Source organism: Streptomyces sp. NPDC026589 (assembly GCF_040638385.1).
Taxonomy (GTDB): domain Bacteria; phylum Actinomycetota; class Actinomycetes; order Streptomycetales; family Streptomycetaceae; genus Streptomyces.
Window position 1 is genome coordinate 125,394 of the sequence record NZ_JBEZYG010000023.1, and the last position, 21,842, is coordinate 147,235.

Here is a 21,842-nt window from a genome sequence, read left to right on the forward strand (position 1 = left end):
TGCCCCTCCTCACCCCTCCACCCCCTCCACACCTCGCGTCGCCCGGCCCCGCCCATCCTGGTCCCGGCCCGCCGCGCCCCGCCGTGAAGTGAGACCCGTATGCGTTTCGAACCGATCGCCGTCGTCGGCCGGGGCTGTGTGCTGCCCGGCGCGCTGGACCCGGACACGTTCTGGGAGAACATCGCCGCCGGCCGCACGAGCCTGTCGGCCGCCCCGGAGGGCCGGTGGCGGCTGCCGCGCCGGTGGGCCATGGGTTCGGTGGAGGATCACCTCGACCGCACGTGGACGGACGTCGGCGGTTACGTCCACGGGTTCGAGTCCGTCTTCGACCCGGCCGGCTTCCGCCTCGCCCCGGAGCGGATCGCACCACTGGACCCGCTCTTCCACTGGGTCCTGTACGGGGTGCGGCAGGCGCTCGCCGAGGCGGGACACGCGGGCCCGCTGCCGCGCGGAGGTCTGGTGCTGGGCAACCTGTCGTACCCCACGCCCGCCGGGGCGGCCTTCGCCGAACACGTATGGCTGTCCGCGCAACGCCCCTCGCTCCGTGACGCCCTGCCGGCGGGTGAGTGGCGGACCCGCCCCGATGCCCGCAACCGCTTCTCCTCCGGGCTGCCCGCCCGGCTCGCGGCCCGCGCGCTCGGGCTCGGTGCGGGGGGGTGGTCCCTCGACGCCGCCTGTGCGTCCTCGTTGTACGCGATCAAGCTGGCGTGCGACCGGCTGCACGACGGCACGGCGGATCTCATGGTGGCCGGTGCGGTCAGCCGCCCCGACCCCCTCTACCTGCACGTGGGGTTCTGCGCGCTGTCCGCGACCAGCCGCACGGGGCGCAGCCGGCCCTTCCACCGGGACGCGGACGGGCTGGTGCACGGCGAGGGCGCGGGGTTCGTCGCCCTGACACGGCTGGCCGACGCCCACGCCGCCGGCCTGCCCGTGCTCGGTGTGATCCGCGGTGTGGGGCTGTCCAACGACGGGCGTGGTTCCGGGTTGATCAGCCCGTCGGAGGAGGGCCAGGTACGGGCCGTGCGCCTGGCGTACGAGAGGGCGGGCGTCGCTCCCGAGTCGGTGTCGCTCATCGAGTGCCACGCCACGGGGACGCCGGTCGGGGACGCGGTGGAGGCGCGCTCCATGGCCCGGGTCTTCGGGGCCGGTGACGACGTTCCCATCGGTTCGGCGAAGTCGAACGTCGGGCATCTGCTGGCCTCCGCGGGTGTGGCGGGACTGCTGAAGGTGCTCGGCGCGATGCGGGCGGGGGTGCGCCCGGCGACGCTCGGCGCCGGACGACCGCTCGACGTACTGACGGGCACGCCGTTGCGGGTGCTGGCCGCGGCCGAGGAGTGGGTGGGGCCGCGCAGGGCGGCGGTCAGCGCCTTCGGGTTCGGCGGAACCAACGCCCATCTGATCGTCGACGCGCCGGACTGCCCTCCCCCGCCCACCGTGCCCCGGTCGACGGGCGGCACGCGGCCCGCCGGACCGGCAGCGAAGGCCCCGGACCCGGCTCCGGCATCCGCCGCGCCGGGCGGCCGTACGACGGTGGCGATCGTCGCCGTCGGAGCCCGGGTCGGCGAGGGGACGTCGCTGGAGGACTTCCGCCGCGCGGTGCTGGGCGGCGAACGGCGGGGCCCCGTCGCGGAGATCGCCGTGGAGCTGACGGACCTGTGCTTCCCGCCGCTGGCGCTGGAGCGGACCGTACGTCATCAGCTCCTGGTGCTGGAGGCCGCCCGGGAGGCCGCCCGGACGGTGAGCCTGCCCCGCGAGCGGACCATGGTGGTCGTGGGTACGGGGGTGGACCCGGAGGTGGCCCGCGCGGGGGCGCGCTGGCGGATTCCGCACTGGCTGGAGCAGTCGGCGACGCCGGTGGACCCGGCGTCGGCGGACCTCGCCCGGGAGGCGTTCACCCCGGCCATGACGGCGGAGGGCGTGGTGGGCAGCATGCCGAACCTCGCGGCCAACCGCATCAGCACCCAACTCGACCTGGCAGGACCCGGGTTCACGGTGTCGGCGGAGGAGGCGTCCGGGCTGGTGGCGCTGGGGATCGCGGCTCGGGCCATTCGGTCGGGGGAGGCCGACGCCGCCCTCGTCGGCGCCACCGACCTGTCCTGCGAGGCGGTTCACCGGGCCGCCCTGCGGGATCTCGGCCGCGACGAGGAGCCCGGGGACGCGGCCGTCGTCCTGGTCCTCAAGTCCCTGGACGCCGCGCGCGGGGACGGCGACAGCGTCGTGGCCCTGCTGGACGAAGAGGCCACCGGCGAACCCGACATGGTCATCGGCGACGGCCCCGACGCGGTCTTCGATCCGGCGGCCTCCTTCGGGCGTGCTCATGCCGCGTCGGGGCTGGTCTCCGTCGCTGTCGCGGCACTCTCGCTCCAGCACCGCGCGGTACCCCGTCCGGGCGGACCGGCGGACACCGCGGCCGTCGCCCACACCGCGCGGGCCGTGGTCACGCCGTTGGAGGGGCCCGCCGTCGGCGTACGGCTGCGCGCGGGGGACGCCCGGCCGTGGCTGCGGGGCCCCGCCCCGCGCCTGCACGTCTACTCCGGGACCGACCGCCGGGCGGTGCTGGCAGCGCTGGAGGCCGGTACGGAGTCCTCGGCAGGCCCGGCCCGGCTGGCCTTCGTGGTCGACGGCGACACCACGTGGCAGGAGCGCGGGGAAGCGGCCCGTCGCTGGCTGACGGAGGGCGGGGCCCGCCCGGCGGACGTGTCGTACCGGGACTCGCCGGTCGTCGGGCAGACCGCTTTCGTGTACACGAACGGCTCGGCCGCGTATCCGGGGATGGGCCATGAGCTGACCCTCGCGTTGCCGTCGCTGGGCGAGCGGGTCCGGGAGCAGCACGGAGTGGTGGGGGCGCGCCTGCGGTCCGGGACGGAGCCCGGGGTCCTCGGCCAGATCTGGGCCGTCGCCGAACTGGCCGCGCTGCACACCGTGTTCAGCCGCGAGGTGCTCGGACTGCGGCCGGACGCCGCGATTGGATACTCCTCGGGCGAGTCGACGGCGCTGGTCGCGCTGGGGGCCTGGCCGGACGCCTCGGGGCTCTATGAAGCGACCCGGGACAGCGGTCTGTTCACCACGGAACTCGCGGGCGAGCTGCGGGCGGTCCGGCGCTACTGGCGACAGCGGGGCATCCCTGGCGACCGGTGGTCGAGCCATCTGGTCGCCGCGCCCCTGGCGGCAGTTCGCGCGGAGCTCGCCGGGGAGCGGGCGGTCCACCTGATGGCGGTGAACGCGCCCGGGGTCTGCGTCATCGGCGGCGAGTCCGGGGCGTGCTCTGCCGTCGTGGCCAGGATCGGCGTCGACCGGGCGATCGAGCTGGACTACGACATGGCCGCCCACGCACCGGAGTTGGCGGAGGTCCGGGAGGTGTGGCACGAGGCCCACCGCCGCCCCACGGTCGAGGTGCCCGGCGTTCGCTTCTACAGCGGGGCCTCCGGCCGCGCGTACCGGCCGACGTCCGAGCGGGCCGCCGAGGCGCTCACCGCGCAGGGGCTCGGCACGATCGACTTCGCGGCCACGATCGAACAGGCGTGGGCGGACGGTGTCCGGGTCTTCGTGGAGCACGGCCCGCGACGGCTGTGCACCGGCTGGATCAAACGGGTGCTCGGCGACCGGGAGCACGTGGCCGTCGCGCTGGACACTCCGGGCGACACGAGCCTGCGGCACCTGTGTCACGCGGTGGGCGAACTCGTCGTCGCCGGGGTGCCGGTGCGGGCCGACGCGTTGCTCGCCCGGCTCGCCGGGGCCGCGACCGGCCTGCCGCGGCCCGGCCCCACCGTCGCCGTTCCCGTACCGTCCTCTCCGTGCCTGCCGCCCCTGGAGCGCGCCGTGACCGTTCTGCCCCGGGCACCGGAACTCGCCCCGGTACCGGAGACCACCCTCGGTCCGCCCGCCTCGCCGGACCGGGACCCCGGCCACGTGGTCGCCGCGGCGCACGCGGAGACCGGGCGCTTCTCCGCCCCCGCGTCCGAGGGACCCGGGCGCTTCTCCACTCCCGCTGCTCCCGCCGTGCCCTCCCCCGCCGCACCGGTACAGCGGCCCCGGTTGATCGCCGACGACACCCGTGAGCCGGGGGCGGCGGGGGTCGGGGGCGTGGTCGCCCGGCAGAGCCTGCGGGTCGCCGCGCTGCACCAGGAGGTCATGGCCGCGCACGCCGAATCCCACCGGCGGTTCCTGCGCGTGTCTGCGCTCGCCGTCGGGGCGCTGACGGCTGGATCCGGGCAGCAGCAGCCCGTACCCGTACGACCGCTTCCCCCGCCCCGGCCCTCCACGGCTCCAGCGCCCGTGGGGCCTCCGGAGCCGAAGCCGGCGCCGGCTCAGCGGCCCGGGCAGGCTCAGCGGCCCGGGCCGACGTTCGACCGGACCCAACTGGAGCACCTCGCCTCCCGCGAGATCTCCACGCTGTTCGGTCCGCTCTTCGCCGAGCAGGACGGCTACGCGGTACAGACCCGGATGCCCGGGCCGCCCATGCTGCTCGCCGACCGGGTCACCGGCATCGACGCGGTGCCGGCCGCGCTGGTCCTGCCGGGCCCGGTCCGTACGGACGGGAGGATCTGGACGGAGACGGATGTCCTGCCCGACAGCTGGTACCTGGATGCGACGGGACGGGTGCCGGCCGGCGTGCTGATCGAGGCGGGCCAGGCCGACCTGCTCCTGCTCAGCTGGCTGGGCGTCGACCTGCTGAACCGGGGCGAGCGCGCGTACCGGCTGCTCGGCTGCGAGGTGATCTTCCACGGGGGCCCACCGCGCCCCGGTGACACCCTGCGTTTCGAGATCCATCTGGACGGTCACGCGGAGGCGGACGGCGTCCGGCTGGCCTTCTTCCACTACGACTGCTACGTGGACGGCGCGCTGCGGCTCAGTGTCCGCGAGGGACAGGCGGGGTTCTTCACCCCCGCGGAGCTCGCCGGCAGCGGAGGAGTGCGCTGGGATCCCGCCGACCGCGCACCCGGGGAGGACCTGCCGCTCGACCCGCCGGCCGTGCGCTGCGAACGGACCCGCTTCGACGCCGACCGGGTGCGAGCCCTGGCCCTGGGGCGGCCCGGGGACTGTTTCGGGCCCGGCTGGGAGGCGACGGCGGCTCACGTCCGTTCGCCCGGGCTCGACGAGGAACGGCTGCGCCTGCTGGACGAGGTCACCGCGTTCGAACCGGCCGGAGGGCCGTGGGGCCGCGGGTACCTGCGGGCCGAGACCGCGTTGTCCCCGGACGACTGGTTCTTCACCGGCCATTTCAAGAACGACCCCTGCATGCCGGGCACCCTGATGCTGCAGGGCGGCCTCCAGGCGATGGCGTTCTACCTGACGGCCATGGGCTTCACCGTCGACCGGGACGGCTGGCGCTTCGAGACGGTCGACGAGCACCCCTCCAGGGCCATGTGCCGGGGCCAGGCGACCCCGGAGAACCGGAGGGTCGTGTACGAGGTGTTCGTACGGGGCGTCTCGGCCGGGCCGGTGCCGACGCTCCACGCCGACGTCCTCGGCTCGGTGGACGGACGGAAGGCGTTCCTGGGCACCGACATGGCCCTCCGGCTGGTCCCCGACTGGCCGCTGTCGCACTGGCGGCACTCGGGTCCGCCCACCGTGCAGACCGGCGGGAACCCGGTGCCGCTGCCCCGTCTCGGCGGGCTGACCGGGCATGGGGAGGAGCAGCCGGTGGCGGTGGCGGCCGACGGGTTCGCCTTTGACCAGGCCTCGTTGCTGGCGTGCGCCTGGGGCAGGCCGAGCGAGGCGTTCGGGACCATGTACGAGCCCTTCGACGGCACCCGCAGGGTGGCGCGGCTTCCTGGCCCGCCCTATCACTTCATGAGCCGGATCGTGTCGGTGGACGGTCCGCAGGGCGGAATGGGCGAGGGCAGCGTCGTCGTCGCCGAGTACGACGTGCCGGACCGGGCGTGGTATTTCGAGCAGAACGGCGGCCGCGCCATGCCGTTCGCCGTCCTCATGGAGGCGGCGCTCCAGCCCTGCGGGTGGCTCGCCTCGTACATCGGCAGCGCGACGACCAGCGAGATGGACCTGCTGTTCCGCAATCTCGACGGGTCGGGAACGGTCACCGGCGAGGTCACCCCGGCGACGCGTACGGTCCGCACCAGGGCCGAACTGACCCGCGTCTCGCGCAGCGGGGACATGATCATCGAGTCGTTCCGGGTGAAGTGCACGGCCGACGACGCGCCCCTCTTCGAACTCTCCACGGTCTTCGGCTACTTCCCCCGGTCGGCCTTCGACGGCCAGCAGGGGCTGACGACTTCGGCCGAGGACCGGGCCCGCCTCGACGAGCCCTGCGAACGCGTGGTCGATCTGACCTCCCGCCCCGCCCGGTACTGCGCCGGCGAACCGCGCCTGCCGGGCGAGATGTTGCTGATGCTGGACCGGATCACGGGCCACTGGCCGGACGGCGGAAGCGCCGGGCTCGGCCGGTTGCGGTCGGAGAAGGATGTCCGCCCGGACGCCTGGTTCTTCCGGGCCCACTTCTTCCAGGACCCCGTGCAGCCCGGCTCGTTGGGGATCGAGGCCATGTGCCAACTGCTCCAGTACCACCTGCTGGAGCAGGGCGTGGCCGACGGACTCGTCGCCCCCCGCTTCCAACCGGTGCTGCCGGGCCGTGAGGCGACCTGGACGTACCGCGGCCAGATCACCCCGGCCAACCGGCTGATCCGGGTGGACATGGACATCGTGGAGAGCGGCACGGACGCACGGGGCCCCTACGCCGTGGCTGACGCGTCGCTGTGGGGCGACGACCGGTGCATCTACCGGGTGCGGGGACTGGGCATGCGGGTGGTGCCGGGAGCGCCCGCCGGGTCCGGTCCGGCGTAGTGGTTCACGCTGACGGGGCGCGTCCCCGTGCAAGGACCAGCCGCCGGCCGCCGGGCGGACTAGGGCGTGTCCCTGCCACCGGCCCACCGGCTGTCGCGGAACGGGACGCGGCGCCTCGGGAACATCACGTCAGGCCGAGCCGGTCGGGCCGGACCCGGCCACGGTGGGCCCGCCCACGACGGTGAGCAGGTCGACGACGAAGATCAGCGTCGAGCCCGCCGGGATCGACGCGGAGGGCGACTGCTTGCCGTAGCCGAGACGCGGGGGGACGATGATCTCGCGGCGGCCGCCGACCTTCATCCCCCTGACCCCCCGGTCCCAGCCCTTGATGACCCTGCCACCGCCCACGGCGAACTTGAACGGCCTGCCCTGTTCCCAGGAGGAGTCGAACTCCCTTCCGGAAGCGAACGTGACCCCTACATAGTGAACCTGGACGACCCGGCCCGGCCTCGCCTCGGGCCCGTCTCCCACCACGAGGTCCCGGATCGTCAGCTCGGTGGGCGCTTCACCCTCCGGAACCTCGACTCCGGGCTTCGTCAGTTCGCTCATCACGGTCCCATCGCTCGCCACCGGCGTCCCTCGCACAGGGCGGCCGGACGCATGGACCTTCCACGCGGCAGGCGATCACCGTACCGGCAGAGCCCATGGCCCAAGGTGCGCCCATCCGCCTGTGGTGCGGGTGCAACGAGATCCGTCGAACGTCGCGCATGCCCTGACGGCGGCATTTCCACCGGTGCGCAGGTCGTGGCCGTCGCCACCGCACACCCCTCGCGGTCCACGAGATGGCCACCTGGGCGTCACTGCCGGAGACACGACCGCCGGAACGGATCGCCGACCTGGAGGTGACAGCGTCGACGGGTCGTACGCGGGCGACGCATAAACTGCACGTCCACGAGAGGCGCTTGTGGTTCTGGAGGCGAAGTGACCGCTGTTCCCATCATCGCGGCCGAGGGCGCCACGGTCACCCTGGGCGACGTCACCCTGCTGGAGCCGACCTCGTTCGCGGTCCTGCCCGGCGAGATCTGGTGCCTCACCGGCGGCAACGGGTCGGGGAAGACGACGCTCCTGCGGGCCTTCCTGGGCAGCCGGACCCTCACGGCAGGTTCGTGTTCGGTACGGGGCGAACCCGCCGACATGGCCAAGCCGCGGCACCGGCGCCTCATGGCTTCCTTGGTCGACGCGATCCCGTTCGCCCGTGACATGACACTGCGCGAGCAGGTGACCCTGGTTGCCGCCTCCTGGTACGGCAACAGCGCGACGACCGCCGAAGCCGCCGAAGAGGTCATCGAGCGACTGGGACTGTCCCCGCTGGGCGAGCGGTTTCCCCATCAGGTCTCCTCCGGCCAGCTTCAACTCTTCAGCCTCGCACTGACGTTGGTGCGCCCCGCTGACGTGGTACTGCTCGACGAGCCCGAGCGGCACCTCGACGGCGACCGCGTCGAACTGGTGGCGACCATGCTCACGGAGCGGGCGGAGAAAGGCACCGCCTTCCTGGTCGCCACCCATGAGCCCGCCCTGGTAGAGGCGCGTGACGGCCTCGTGGAGCTGGGATGACGGTGGACACTCTCGCGGCACCCGAGCCCGACGCCGCGGGCCGCGTCCGTGCCGTGCGGCAGCGTTACGCCCGCCGGGGTGACCGCGGCACGGTGCGGGGGCACGCGTACACCCTCTACCTCGTCGCCCTGTTCGCCGCGTTCTACCTGGTGCCGGTGGTCCACGCCCGGAGCACTTCGCCCGCGTCGTTCTCCGTAGGGTCTCTCACGGAGGCGGCGCCCTGGGTCTGCGCGCTCGCGGTGGCGGTGTGCTGGGGGGCCCAGATCGCCGGGCGGTTCTGGGGGCCGGTGGTGGTCCAGCCGTTCCTGCTGCACGTGTTCATGTCCACGGACATCTCTCCGACGCGCTACCTCGGCACGATCGCCCGGCGCAGACCGGCGTACGTCAGTACGACCGGACTGCTGTCGGCCTGCGCGGCTTCGTACCTCGCGACCGATCTCTTCGACCACCTCGATTCCGCGGTGCAGGGCCTCGCGTCCGGGGTGGGACTCAGCGCCCTCGCGGCGTTCGCGTGGCTCTGGGGCCAGGTTCGTCCGCTGCGCGACAATCTCCTGCTGGCTTCCGCCTTCGGCGGCGCGGCAGTTGTGGTCGTCGGGGTGAGCCGAGTGGCGCCGGACAGTGGAACGGGTCTGTGGCTCCTCACCGGAGTGCTGGCGGCGACCGCGGCGGCCTTGGGGCGGGCGGCCCTCCGGGCGATCCGCACCGTCGACCTCGCCCGGCTCGCCCGCGAGTCGGCCCGCGCCGCCCAGGCCCGGACATACGCCTGGACCGGGACGCTCCATCACGCGCTGGATCTGTACCGGCCGGAGCCGTCCGGTTTCGCGTCGGCCCTGATCCGTCCGGACGGGCGGCTGCGCGGATATCTTGCGCAGGGTGCGATCCGAGCGCTGCGGACACCCGGGCGCGCGAGCGCGGGCGCGGCACTCCTTCTGATCGGCTCCTCTGTGCTGACGCACGGGGCAGGCGGGCGGGGGCACGGACCGGCACCGTGGCTGTGGGCGCTGGGGGCCCTGTGTGTGTACCTGGGATCGGGGTGGGTGGGCGAGACGTGGCGCGGACTGCGAGATGAGCTGACCCTGGCTCCGCTGTTCGGCGAACGGTGGGGTGGAACCCTTGCCCGCACGCTGGCCTGGCCCGTCGCCGCGGTGACGATCGGTGCTTTCCTGGGGGGTGGCTTCGCCGTCGTCGCCCGGTGGGACCGCCACAGCGGGCATCTGGGTGACACGGCCCTTCTTGTCGCCGGGTCGGTGGCCATGGCGCTGGGCGCCAGGTTCCTGCGCGAGATGAAACTGGATCTTCCGCTCGAACTCCTCCTTCCCGTCATCACGCCGTTCGGCGACCTCTCCGGGCTGCGTGTCGTTGCCTGGCAGTTCGACGGGTTCGTCGTCGTGTCGATGGGCGTCGCCCTGATGGCCGCGCTCCCCTCCGCGGTCGGTGCGACGGCACTCGCGGTCGGGATCGCCGCCGGCTGCGTCTGGACAGGACTACGCCGGACGGGCTGGGCGCACAGAGGGCTCTTCTTCCGCCTCAGCCGGGTGTAGTGGCGGGCACGGGCACCCAGGCGGGCCGCCGGCCCTTTCATCGGGTGACGAGCAGGGCCTGGGCGTGCTCGTCGGGGAAGAGCCCGTCCCGGACGACGTGGTCGCGCAGTTCCCGCTCGGTGAGCGGGTGGACGTGCCAGTACCGGGTGCGGGGCGGTCCGGACGCGGCGCCGGGGTGTGGCTGCGGTCATCGAGGTCGACCGTCACCACTCGTCCCCGTCCGGGCCGGTGGCGCCGCGGGCCCCTTCGCGTCCTGCGTGAGCCGGAAGGTCGGTCCCGGGCTCAGGGGCGTGGCAAAGTCCGGGCCGGTTCCCGCGCCGCCCGCCCGGGCACCCAACTACCCCACTGGAGGCCTGGCTTGGCCCTAAACTGTGATCTCAATCAATCGAGGGGGCGCAATGGCGGATCAGGTGGTGTCGTACGCGCTGGACGACGAGACGGTCGTCCGGTTCGAGATCGAGCCGACCGACGAGTTCCACCAGGTGAGCACTGCGGAGATCGTGGGCCAGGTCCGCGAAGCAGTACGACCGGCCGTGGAAGCCGCCCGCACGGTACTCGACCAAGCCGCGGCGCTCCGTCCTGCGGAGGTCCAGGTGAAATTCGGCATCAAGGTCAGCGGGACGGCCAACTGGTTCGTTGCCAAGGCTTCGACGGACGCGAACTTCGAGGTGTCGATGGTGTGGCGTCCTGCGGCGGCGGACGGAGCCTGAGCCTAGATGAACGCCGCTGTCGGCTCGGGCCCGCGCCCGGGCACCGATGCCTGGGTGGCCGCAGCACATGGCTCCGAGCACGACGAGAAGGCGCTGGGTTCCGGCTTTCTCATCGACGACCACCGGGTCCTGACGTGCGCGCATGTCGCATGCCCTACGTGGGAGAGAACTCGTGAGTTGTGGGTGGCGTTCCCCAAGTCGGACCAGTTCATGGACCGGCGCTTCCGGGTGCGGGACGTGTGCGCGCCGGAGGCCCCGGCGAAGCGGCGCGCGCAGGACGTGGCCGTCCTCGTACTCGCGGAGTCGGTCTCCGGCGAGCCGGCTGCGCGGCTGCGGCGGCCCACGCCGTCCGCGCTCGTAGGCGAGGAGTGGTGGGCCTTCGGGTTCCCCGATGGCGACCTGTTCGGCAATTCGTCGGACGGGACGGTCGGTGAGTCGCTCGCCTACGGGTGGGTGCGACTCGACACGGCCTCGCGGTATCCCGTCAAGCCCGGCTACAGCGGCGCCGCTCTGTGGTCGCCGACGTATCAGTCGGTCGTGGGTCTGGTCGGGCAAGCCAGTGGGTCGGGTGACGCCCGCGCCCTGACGCTCCATCAAGCCGACAAGTACCTGCCCGACCAGAAGATCGCGCTGCTCGCCGACTGGTCGGCCGAGGCGGCGGGCGAGACAGCGCTCGCGGCATGGGGCTGGACGCTGGACGACGACCCGGAGGCGGGCCGGCACTGGAAACCGCGCGCCCGCGGCGTGAGCACGGACGCCGAACAGGGCTTCCGGTTCCGGGGCCGCACCGCCGCGCTCACCGAGATCATCGACTGGATGACCCGCACCGCCGCGCCGCGGAAGGTCCTGATGGTGACCGGGTCACCCGGCGTGGGCAAGTCCGCGGTGCTTGGGCGTGTGGTCACCTCGGCGGATTCCGGTATCGCCGAGTCGCTTCCGACGGACGACGACACCCTGCGTGCCCCCCTCGGCTCGGTCTCCTGCGCCGTTCACGCCAAGGGTAAGACCGCGCTCGAGGTGGCCGAGGAGATCGCCACTGCGGCCTCGGCAGCACCGCCCGAGCGCGCGAGTGACCTGGCCTCCGTGCTACGGGCCGCGCTGTCCGAGCGGCCCACCTCCGCGCTCACGCCCTTCATCGTGGTCATCGACGCCCTCGACGAGGCCACCAGCGCGCAGCAGGCCCGCCTGATCGTGCGGCACATCGCCATCCCCCTGGCCGAGACCTGCGCCGATCTCCACGTCAGGGTGCTGGTCGGCAGCCGCCGCAGGGACGACGCCGGCAGTTTGCTCGACCCGTTCGGCACGGCGGTCCGCGTCATAGACCTGGACTCTCCCGAGTTCTTCGCCGCAGCGGACCTCGCCGCGTACACGATGGCCACGCTCCAACTCTTGGGCGACGAGCGGCCCGACAACCCCTACGGAGACGAGCGCACCGCACGCCCGGTAGCTGCCCGCATAGCCGAACTCGCCGAAGCGAACTTTCTCGTGGCCGGTCTCACCGCGCGCGCTCACGGCCTGCACGACGTCTACGCGGTCGCGCCCGCCGACATCGCCTTCACACCCACAGTCGCCGCGGCACTGCAGGAATACCTCGTACGGCTGCCGACCGTCGACAGCGCTCCGGCGGCTGATGCTCTGAGCGTCCTGGCCTATGCCGAGGCACCGGGACTACCGCTGCCCTTGTGGAGCGCCGCAGTGGAACAACTCACGGGCCACCACCTCACCGAGGATCAACTCCAGTCCCTGGCACGCTCCTCAGCCGCGAACTTCCTCGTCGAGACCGGCGTGAACGACCAGAACACGGGCGTGTTCCGTCTCTTCCACCAGGCACTCGACGACGCGCTGCGGCGGAACCGCGCCCGGCTGGGGTTGACGGTGACCGACGAGCGGGCCCTCACTCGCTCCTTCATCGCCTACGGCCGGCGGCTCGGCTGGGATCGCGCGCCCGCGTACCTGCTGCGCTCCCTTCCCCGGCACGCCGTCCGCGGCCGCGTCATCGACGAACTGCTCACGGAGGTGGAGTTCGCGCTCCACGCGGATCTGCGGCGCCTCATCCCGGCAAGCGGTTCGGCCTTCTCCGAAGCGGCCAGGGAACTCGCCCAGCTCCTGCGCCGAACACCGCAGGCCATCGACTGCGATCCTGCCCGGCGGGCGGCCCTCTTCAGCGTGACCGAGGCGCAGGAAGGGTTCGGACAGGTCTACGGGCCCCTGGCGGCGAACGGGCCGTACCGAGCCGAGTGGGCGGCAGTTGCCCCGCGCGCCGAGGAGGCGGTCCTTGAAGGCCACAGCGCCGAGATCCGCTCCGTGTGTGCCCTCGGCCCCGCGTCCCGCACCTTGCTCGCCAGCGCCTCGGGCGACGGGACCGTGCGGCTGTGGGACCCCGTAACCGCCCGGACAGTACGACGCCTCACACCCAAGTTCGGCCGTATCAGGGCGATGTGCGGCCTCATCGTCGACGGGCAGACGTACCTCGCTGTCGCCACGGACAGCGACGTCTGGCTGTGGAACGAAACCGGGCAGTGCGCCGCGGGACATCTCAGCGGCCACGGGAGTTCGATCCGCGATCTGTGCGCGTTCGACACTGCTGACGGCCCCCGCCTCGCGACTGCGAGCGCGGACGGAACGGTCCGCGTGTGGGATCCATCCGTCGGACAGTGCACCGCTGTGCTTTCCGGGCATGGCGGCTGGGTCGAAAGTGTGTGCGCAGTCGTGGTCGACAACGAAACCCTCCTGGCGTCGGGCGGGGACGAGGAGGACGGCTCCATCATTCTCTGGCGTCCCGACACCGGCGCACGTGTGCGCGTACTGGAAGGACACGAGAGTTCCGTCGACGCCCTGTGCGCCGTAGAGGTGGAGAATCACACCCTGCTGGCAAGTCTGGGCGCGGACAAGACCGTTCGGTTGTGGGAGCCGGTCAGCGGCTGGTGCGTACGCACCCTCCCGGGTGAGGATCTGGCCTTCACGCTGCGCGCCATCAAGGTCGAGGGGAACTCGCTACTCGCCGGCACGAGCGGCGATCTGGTCCGACTGCTGGACCCGGAGACCGGCCAGATCGCCATCACTCTTCAAGGCCACTCCGACTCCGTGGAGTCCCTCTGTGTCCTGAGCACCAACAGCGGAGACCTGCTCGCCAGCGGAGGCGCCGACCACACCGTGCGGCTGTGGGAGCCGGCGGCGCCGCGCGCCAGCCGTGTGAGCGCGATACGCGCCCTCTCCCCCGCGTACAACGGCGACCGCGTGCTGGTGGCCGCGGGCGGCGACGACGGCGTCACAGAGCTGCGCGATCCCGGCACCGGCACCGTCGTCAGCGCGTTGAAGGGCAACCGCGACTGGGTACGCGCTCTGTGCCCCCTACGCCACCTCGACCGGCCGTACCTCGCCGGCTGCGGTGACGACGGAACGGTGTGGCTGTGGGATCCCACGGACACCTTGCCCCTGTCCCGGCGACCGGGCGTCAAACCCGCCTACACCATGTGTTCCGTGCGGGTCGGAGACCGAACGCTCCTGGCCGTGGGCCACGCCGACGGTACCGCATGGCTTTGGGACCCACTCACCAACGAGACCGCGCACTTCTCTCGTTTCCACAGCGGGATCTACGCGATGTGTCCCGTGGAACTCTCTGGAAGACCATACGTAGCAACGGCGACGGACGGGCAAGATGGTGGGGTGTGGCTGTGGGACGCCGTCTCCGGCGAACGCCACAAGTTGGTTGCGGCAACCGAGACTCTTGCCATGTGCACGCTGCCAGCGACCGGGCGGACCGTGCTCGCCACCGCGCACGCGCACGGAGGAGTGTGTCTGTGGGACGCTGAGCGGGGTGAACTCATCGGTGACCTCTCGAACCACACGGGCGCCGTCAACGCAGTGAGTGTGGTCGGTGAGGGCGGGCACCTCCTCGCCACCGCCAGCAGTGACCGGACCGTGCGCCTGTGGGACGTGGCGACCCGGTCGCCGGTCGAGGAGATTCCCGTGCATCACCCCGCACTTGCCGTCGCATGGGTGGCGCAGCGGCTGGTCGTCGGACTCGACCACGGCCTCCTGGCGCTGTCGCTGGGGGATGTGGGCCGCTACACCGTCGGCCGGTGAGCCTGTCGGCGCCCGGCGCCTCCCGCCGTGCGGCCGCGGCGCGGCACGCCTACGGAGCGGCCTGCGAGGTCAATCCCGTCCACGCTGTGCCCTGCGGCGGCATGGCGGTTTGCGGGCGTGATGAGAGCGAGGCTTGCCCTTTCCTTTCAGAACCTCGCTGCCGGGCAGGGTGCAAGGCCTAAGGGAGTCATCCTGAACTCGTCGGCCACCGATGTGTGGTACGGCCGGACCATACGCCTACAGGCGGCAGCCTCGTCACGCGAGGAACGACAGTCGAACTTGACGGTCCGCGTTATCGACGTTCGTGTCCACCAAACTCCGTTAGGGCAACTCCGTAGGTAGCTGGCCACCCGGCGCCCCCAGCCGCCAGTGCATCGTGTACGCCGGCTTGACGACCAGACAGGTCATTCGCCGGACCTCTCATCGCAGCAGCCAACCCGACTCCCGAACCTCACCGGGACCGATTCGTGCGGCGACACTGACCAGCGTAATCAACCTCACTCTGCGAGGACCGCCTCCTGGCCCACTCCCCACGCCTGCCAGGGAAGCCGGCCTCAATCGTCAACGTGCTTGCTTGATGCGCTTGCAAGCCGTGTCACGAGTTGGTCCGAGACCGGCTTGTGCGGCGGGAAGGTGATGCCGGTCTTGCTCGCTGTGAGGCCCGCTTCTGCGATTGTTTCGGCATGATCCGAGATCGCAGAGGCGAGGAAATACAGCCCGATCTGCTTGCTGAACGCTGCGTAGCTCGCGACGACCGTGCCACGAAGCCTGAACCCCGGCATGCCGTACGCCACCATCTCCTCCGCATCCGGGAGGGCCCCGCGCAGGAGGTCCCGGAGGTGGTGGAGAACCGGGCGGAACGCCTCCGGCGCAGCAGCGATGTAGGAGTCGTGATCGGGGATCGTGGCCATGACCATGCCTTCCTCTCGGGAAAGGAACTCTAGCTGCGTCCGTTCGCCCGATATTGCAGGTGCCCTCATTCCCTCAGGTACTCCACCACCGGTGATCGACACCAGGCACTCACCAGGCGGCCACCTCTACCCCGCTCGTCCCTGCCCCAGCGCCCCGATTTCACGTCATGGCTGAAGTACATAGCCGATGCGGAAGAGAGGGCGTAAGGGAGAGGTGAAGTCCGGGTGGGCCAAGAGGTTGGCGTACCAACTTGTTGGACGGCCGGAGGTGCCGCTGCAGAGGTGGGTGCGGCCGGCGGCACGGTAGAAGAAGATCTCGATCCGTCGGGGCCGGCCGGTTCGGCGGCCGGTCGTGGTGATATCGATGATGCCCTCGCGGGTACCGGCTGCTGTGGATGTCTCGATGGCCGTGAACACCTTTGGGTCCATGAGGCGCTCCTTTCGTGAAGGCCGGGCAGTACGGGCAGGTCAGGCGGATTCGCGCTTGAGGGCGGGGCCGAGGAGAAGTCCGCCGTCGATGACGAACTCCGAGCCGGTGGCGAAGGAAGCCTCGTCGGAGGTGAGGAAGAGCAGGGCTCGGGTGATGTCCGCGGGCTCTCCCAGACGGGGGATGGCGAACGGCTCGGCCGAGTAGAAGTCCGAGATGGGGGCGTCGCTGCCGGCGGCGGGCTCGGTGATGAACGGGGTGGCGATCACGCCGGGGTGGATGGCGTTGACGCGGATGCGGTCGCGGCCCAGTTCCAGGGCGGCCGTCTTTGTGAGGCCCCGGAGTGCCCACTTGCTCGCTACGTGGGGGGCGTACATCGCGGTGCCGACCACGCCGGAGGTGGAGGCGATGTTGACGATGACACCGCCGCCGTTTCGGCGCAGCGAGGGGGCAGCTGCCTTGATGCCGAGGAAGGCTCCGGTGACGTTGACGCCGAGGACGCGGTCCCAGACCCGGCGTTCGGTGGTCTCGATCGGGGCGGCGGGGTTCTGCACGCCGGCGTTGTTCACGAGGACGGACAGCGGGCCAAAATGCTCCTCGGCGGCCTGGACGGCAGCGCTCCAGGAGCTCTCGTCGGTGACGTCGAGGCGGACGTACAGCGCGCGGGCGCCGAGTTCGGCGGCAAGCGCGCGGCCCCTGCTTTCGTCGATGCCGACGATGACGACGTTGGCGCCTTCGGCCTGGTAGGCACGGATGTGACTGGCCGCGTTGTCCTACTCCGCCTGCGAGAGAGCCGAAGCGGTGGTGCATCAACCGAGGAAGCTGTACACCAGGCACATCAGGACGACGGAATTGCCCACCTCGGCGGCGGAGTCCGAGGAGGAGGCGCAGTACTCGTCCGCTCTGCACCACGCGGCCTCGCCGTTGGCGTCGCCGGACATGGCTCGTACGGTCAGACCGTGCCGACACCGCCCAGGAACGACAAACGGACCTGACGGTCGGCATTGTCGCGATTTGTATCCGCCAACCTCCGTTAGAACAACTCCAGCCCATCCGGATGGCAACGCACGCCGCTCCAGCCGCGGCCGTCACCTCGTGGGGTGACCACCACGGCTGAAGCATCCGCTCAGCATGCGGTGGCGGGCCGTTCCCTGCCGATCACGCAGGCGTCACAGATTGTCTATCGACCCGGATCCACTCCTGTCCGCCGCGACTGTCACCGACCCCCGCCTTCGTGCTCATTCCGAGAGTTGTCCAACAACCGGCTCGGCGAGCACGCACTGATGGAACGACCTGCCGCCCGCTCCCCGCGCCTCTGGAGATGCACCAACACGGTGCCCACCGCGAAGCTACGACGGCTCCTCGGCTGCCGCTGCCCCGGCCCCCTCCGTAACCGGGTCTTCCCGCAGGAGGTCCCCGGCGTCGTCGAGCTGCTCCTGAGGTAGCACTGGATTCGGGCGGCCGGACTGAGGCAGTGCAGCCGGCTTCACCCCAGTGAGGTACCAGCGCAGCCGGAGGCGTGCCATGGGCCGGACCCGGGGCTCGGGCCCGCGCAGGTCAATGGCCACGCGGATCCGTGGAAGCGATGCCATCAGGTGTCCGCCCCACAGGAAGGCCAGAACGGTCCGTTCCCACCGCCGCTGCCAGCGGGTGCGGTGCATCTCGCGTTCGCGCTCTCTCTCATTGATGCGCCGACGTAGCCGGTCGCGTTCGTCGATGAGGGACTCGTAACGGGCGGCGCCTGTTCCTGCCATCAATCCCAGCACCGCGTTGACGCTGAGGGCCTTCATCAGCTGTGGCTCGTATCTGCCGGGCAGCCGGTCGGCCAGCGCACGATAGAACAGGACCGCCCGCGCACTGCACAACAGCGCTTCGGAATACCTCTCCAGCTCGTCGAGTACGGAGGCCTGCGCCAACAGGGCCCGGGCCAGCTGCGCCAGTTGTACGGAGTTGCGCTCCTCGGCCAGTTCGAGAGAGAGCGCGACGCATTCTTGCAGGACTTCGAGCGCACGAACGTGCTCGCTGGCAGCGGTCAGATCGGCCGCGTAATTGTGCAGCGAGTCGAGCAGGTCCCGCAGATGGGCGTCGGGCTCGGCCAGGGCGAGCCGACGCCTGACCTGGACAGCAAGGCCGCTGGCCCTCGCGGCGTCGTCGACGGCGGTGAACACCGCGGCATAACGGTTCGCCAGATTATGGAGTACCTCTCCGAGCACCTCGTCGTAACGGCTGGGCCGGTTCCGGGCCAGGCCCGTCAGGAGATCGAGCGCCTGCTCGCAGGACTTGAGCGCCGCCCCCAGTTCACCCTTCGCGGCAAGCGGGACGGACCGGTTGCTCAGCGCGACGGCCAGCCGCAGCCGGTGATGCCCCACATCTTCGCCACCCTCCTCCACCAGCAGTTCGCCCATCGTGACGGCCTCGGTCGCCGCGGCGAGCGCGTCATGGTTGAGGGCCAGTTCCGAAAGCGCCGTCGACCGAAAGCTCAGTGCGTCCACCAGGTCCTTCCGGAACTCCTCGGGGGAGCTGTGGGTCAGCGCACGGTAGATTCCCACCGCGCGACCGCTCGCCGCGAGTGACTCCTCCCAGCGATGTACCGCGCCCAGCCTTACGGAAAGCTGGTGTTCCGCGGCCGCCCACCCTGCTCGCTCACGGACGGGCCCGATGCGCCCGCCAGCCCGCCACAACACCCGGTTCCGCCGGATCGCACGCAGCCGCATGGCGAGCCGGATGGCCTCGTCCCCCAGCAGTCGACTGCGCTCCGGGACGGCGGAGAGGAGCCGCTCCATCAGCTCGACCGGCAGGTCGGCCCGTTGCACTACTGCGCTGACGGGGCTCACCAGCACGCCGGGATTCTCGGACCGCACGGCGACGGTCACGGCCGGCACGACGATTCGTTCAGGGAACGTCCGGACCAGGTCGTCGATCTTCCCCGCGAGGTCGGGGTCCAGTCGGACCGGGAGCGCCGCCGCGCGGGCCAGGACGGTGAGCGGGTGTTCGGCCTCGGATTCCTCCAGTCGTGGAAGGAGCGCCGTCAGGAGATCGGAGCCGACGTGGACCCGCCGAGCCACGTGGTACTCACTCAAGCGGTCAGGTCCCAGCGCACCCCAGTAGGACTCGTTGATGTCGGGGTAGAGATCGCGCAGCCAGCGGGTCAGGGCGGTCAGCACCGGCTCGCCGAGCCCTGCGAGCGCGGGGGCGGTGGCCAACAGCCGCACGGCCCGCTCCCCGCTCCGTACCCGGGTGAGCGTCGCAAGCGCTACTGCCTCGGCAAGCACACCGGCTTCGAGGTCCGCGAGGGCTGGGTACTGTGCCGCTGTCCGCCGCCAGTAACCCTCCTCGTGGTCGAGCAGCAGGCTCTCGACGTCGATCACCGAGTCGGAGGTGCCGGAAATGCGGGGTCCCTGCCCGGTACCGGCGTTCAGCAGGTCAGTCAGTGCCCGCATCTGAAGGACGAGTGCCGAACCCGAAGAGGCACCCGCGAAATGTTCCGGGCCGGGAGCGAGCGAGCGCCCGGCGGCCTCCCAGTCAGTCTCCGTGTGGCCGGGAAGTCGAGCGAGCCGCACCGCCAACGAGGTCACCGCCGCGCGATAGAACTGCTGTCGTTCGGTAGCGCCCTGCGCCGCGTCCCGCAGCCGGACCACGCGGGCTCCGCCGAGAATCGCGGCGCTGCGGGGGCCATTTCCAGGCAAATGTTGCCACCACTCCCCACTGCTGCGGGCAATGAGCATGAGGCGGACCGGAGCGTCCACCAGGCGCTCCTCCAGGACCCGGAGCACATCCGTGATCAGCGAGGGTCGGGTATCGGCGTAGTCCATGACGATGAGCAGAGGCCGATCGACCGCTGCGAGGGCTGTCAGCCCGCGCCCGCCTCTGGCACTCACCGGGTCATTCTCCCGGAACTGGCAGGCTGCCCACCCCTCGGCCGCGAGCCGTCGGGCGAACTCTCGTGCGAGCCGTGTCTTGCCCTGGCCGCCGGGTCCCACGATGAGCCGTACCGAGACGCCGTCGCCCCTGCACCATTCCCGGAGCTCGTCAAGCAGCGCGGTTCGGCCGATGAAGGGGACCGCCTCCGCCTGCGGCCGCAGCAGTTCGGCCGGGGAGCGCGGCAGCCGGTGCGGAGCCGGGGACTCGCTGAGGTGCAGCAGTTCCACCGGCTCCACGACCGCGGTCTGTCCGGTCCGTTTCCGAAGTACCTCCTGGAACTCCGGGTCCTGCAGCAGCCGGTGTGCCGGGACCGCATCGAGTTTGCCGTGGGCCCAGTTCGCAGCGTCCTCCGTGATGACGCCGCAGAGCACCCCGCGGGCCCACAGGGCGGCCCCCGACATACCCTGCCACCCCGAGGCCCCCGGCCCATCGGGGACCGGACCATGCGCGCTGAGTCGCCACCGGTCGCCGATCATCCCGTCCCCGGGTTGGACGACACCGCTCACCTGAGTTGTCTCGATCGCGTCGGCGGTCCGCCCGGCCGCCGCGAAGCCGATCGCGGTGGCTGCGGTTTCCGGCAGAAAGGTGACCAGACGTCCGTACCGCACGGGCGAGTCACTCAACCGGCTGGGCCAGTGCTGGACCGGCACCTCCAGGAGCGCCGCGTCCAGTCCTCGCCCCCGTCCGTCCCAGACGCTCATGCACGGGAGCAGTCCGGGCGCCTGGAGGGGCTGGACCTCGGCCCGGGCATCGGGCGGCACGGCGTGGGCCGCGGTGAGGATCAGACGGGGCGCGATCACATAGCCGGAGCTGATCCGGGTCGGCCGACCGTCGCACGTGGCCCGGACAGCCACCACCCGTCGCTTGTCCATCAGGCAGAGACCAGGTCAGTCGGACACAGGCGACCGGAACAGGCTGCCGCCCTCGACGGCGCCCGTGCCGCCGGGCACCTCCTCAGAGACCTGGACCGGCTGCCCGTCGCCGTACACAGGCGTGAGGGTCAGGTTGATGCGGTGAGTGGTGGCCTGCGACAGTCCGGCGCTGACGTCCGCCGACACCACCCAGGCCCGGAAGCCGCCCTTGGCCGCTACGTCCTTGCGCAGTTCGACCGCGAACTCCATGCCAATGGGTCCGACCTCGAAGCGGAGTTGCTCTCCGGCGCCTTCGACCGCTGCCCGGACCAGCTCGTCCCGGATCAGGCCCACCGCCCGGTGGAGTTCCAACTCGTCCACTCACACACCACCTCTCACCGCTGTCTCGGCGAAAGCATGTCGGACATCCTCTACCTCTGAGTTACGGTGCGCGCCTGATGTCCGGAATCCATGGGTTACGAGGCCGATTCCACATGCATACCACCACCACGCCACGGGACACAGGTCAATGACTGCCTTTCAGCAGGGCCAATGTCCACCGCCAGCCGGACAGGAAGCAGCAACGAGGGTCGATCAACCCGATGCCTGCGGGACCACCCCCACAAAAGTAGCCCTGAAGCCGGCCGTTCAGGCGTTCCGCGACGTAGGCGCAGGAATCACGCCCGCCGGCCCCGGCGCCCGCAGCCTGATCGACGCCTTCACTCACATCGACACCGAGTTCAAGGAAGCCGCCCGCATCGACGCGAAGGTCGTGCCGCAGTTCCAGGGCGTTCGCTGTGCCGGTGGTGTTGATGGCGAACGCGGTGAGCCGGAGGCCGTCATCTCATCATCGCCGAGGAGAGGGGCGGGACAGGCGCCCCCCAGGGACGGAAGGGAAAGCAACGCCGTCCCGTGTTCGTGGCTCAAATCCACGACGAGCCTTCGCTAGGCCGTTTCTCTCGGATCATCGTGCTGACCAGATGAGGATGGCCGCGACGTGGAGCCCGGCCAGGTAGACGGTCGCGGTCTTCTCGTAGCGG

At 71.3% G+C, this 21,842-nt stretch carries 13 protein-coding genes; 6 read left to right on the forward strand and 7 right to left on the reverse strand.

The window, feature by feature from the left end; all coding sequences use genetic code 11:
* Positions 1 to 99: 99 nt before the first annotated feature.
* Positions 100 to 6,801 (forward strand): beta-ketoacyl synthase N-terminal-like domain-containing protein, encoded by a 6,702-nt coding sequence (locus tag AB0F29_RS31985; RefSeq protein ID WP_361879457.1) that lies wholly within the window; start codon positions 100 to 102, stop codon positions 6,799 to 6,801.
* 129 nt (positions 6,802 to 6,930) lie between these two features.
* On the opposite strand, the gene AB0F29_RS31990 is transcribed toward AB0F29_RS31985, so the two are convergent.
* Positions 6,931 to 7,350 (reverse strand): FKBP-type peptidyl-prolyl cis-trans isomerase, encoded by a 420-nt coding sequence (locus tag AB0F29_RS31990; RefSeq protein ID WP_361879460.1) that lies wholly within the window; start codon positions 7,348 to 7,350, stop codon positions 6,931 to 6,933.
* Between the two features lie 372 nt (positions 7,351 to 7,722).
* On the opposite strand from AB0F29_RS31990, the gene AB0F29_RS31995 reads away from it, so the two are divergent.
* The 4 genes from AB0F29_RS31995 to AB0F29_RS32010 all read left to right on the forward strand — a co-directional run bounded on the left by AB0F29_RS31995 (position 7,723) and on the right by AB0F29_RS32010 (position 14,692).
* Positions 7,723 to 8,355, forward strand: a complete 633-nt coding sequence (locus AB0F29_RS31995; RefSeq protein ID WP_018957956.1) for an ATP-binding cassette domain-containing protein — start codon at positions 7,723 to 7,725, stop codon at positions 8,353 to 8,355.
* Positions 8,352 to 9,896 carry a hypothetical protein gene (locus AB0F29_RS32000; RefSeq protein WP_361879463.1) on the forward strand — a complete coding sequence of 515 codons (1,545 nt, stop codon included), beginning with the start codon at positions 8,352 to 8,354 and terminating at the stop codon, positions 9,894 to 9,896. Before AB0F29_RS31995 ends, AB0F29_RS32000 begins: the two co-directional genes overlap by 4 nt.
* 398 nt (positions 9,897 to 10,294) lie before the next feature.
* On the forward strand, positions 10,295 to 10,606 hold the full coding sequence (locus AB0F29_RS32005) for a CU044_2847 family protein (protein ID WP_361879466.1): 312 nt from the start codon (positions 10,295 to 10,297) through the stop codon (positions 10,604 to 10,606).
* Between the two features lie 6 nt (positions 10,607 to 10,612).
* Entirely contained in the window at positions 10,613 to 14,692 is a 4,080-nt protein-coding gene (locus AB0F29_RS32010) for a trypsin-like peptidase domain-containing protein (RefSeq protein ID WP_361879469.1), read from the forward strand.
* A 554-nt stretch (positions 14,693 to 15,246) separates the two neighbouring features.
* On the opposite strand, the gene AB0F29_RS32015 is transcribed toward AB0F29_RS32010, so the two are convergent.
* The 6 genes from AB0F29_RS32015 to AB0F29_RS32040 all read right to left on the reverse strand — a co-directional run bounded on the left by AB0F29_RS32015 (position 15,247) and on the right by AB0F29_RS32040 (position 21,183).
* Positions 15,247 to 15,603 carry a DUF1801 domain-containing protein gene (locus tag AB0F29_RS32015; protein WP_032752736.1) on the reverse strand — a complete coding sequence of 119 codons (357 nt, stop codon included), beginning with the start codon at positions 15,601 to 15,603 and terminating at the stop codon, positions 15,247 to 15,249.
* 165 nt (positions 15,604 to 15,768) lie between these two features.
* Positions 15,769 to 16,032 (reverse strand): nitroreductase/quinone reductase family protein, encoded by a 264-nt coding sequence (locus AB0F29_RS32020; RefSeq protein WP_361879472.1) that lies wholly within the window; start codon positions 16,030 to 16,032, stop codon positions 15,769 to 15,771.
* A 39-nt stretch (positions 16,033 to 16,071) separates the two neighbouring features.
* Positions 16,072 to 16,785, reverse strand: a complete 714-nt coding sequence (locus tag AB0F29_RS32025; RefSeq protein WP_361879491.1) for an SDR family oxidoreductase — start codon at positions 16,783 to 16,785, stop codon at positions 16,072 to 16,074.
* Positions 16,786 to 16,839: 54 nt separating this feature from the next.
* Positions 16,840 to 16,971, reverse strand: a complete 132-nt coding sequence (locus AB0F29_RS32030) for a hypothetical protein (RefSeq protein ID WP_018957950.1) — start codon at positions 16,969 to 16,971, stop codon at positions 16,840 to 16,842.
* A 408-nt stretch (positions 16,972 to 17,379) separates the two neighbouring features.
* A complete protein-coding gene (locus tag AB0F29_RS32035; protein WP_361879475.1) occupies positions 17,380 to 20,823 on the reverse strand; it encodes an ATP-binding protein in 3,444 nt (1,147 codons plus the stop codon).
* A gap of 15 nt (positions 20,824 to 20,838) precedes the next feature.
* Positions 20,839 to 21,183 (reverse strand): trypco2 family protein, encoded by a 345-nt coding sequence (locus tag AB0F29_RS32040; protein ID WP_018957948.1) that lies wholly within the window; start codon positions 21,181 to 21,183, stop codon positions 20,839 to 20,841.
* Between the two features lie 148 nt (positions 21,184 to 21,331).
* Here AB0F29_RS32040 and AB0F29_RS32045 point away from each other — a divergent pair, with 148 nt between their 5' ends.
* Entirely contained in the window at positions 21,332 to 21,751 is a 420-nt protein-coding gene (locus tag AB0F29_RS32045) for a hypothetical protein (RefSeq protein WP_361879479.1), read from the forward strand.
* Positions 21,752 to 21,842: the final 91 nt, after the last annotated feature.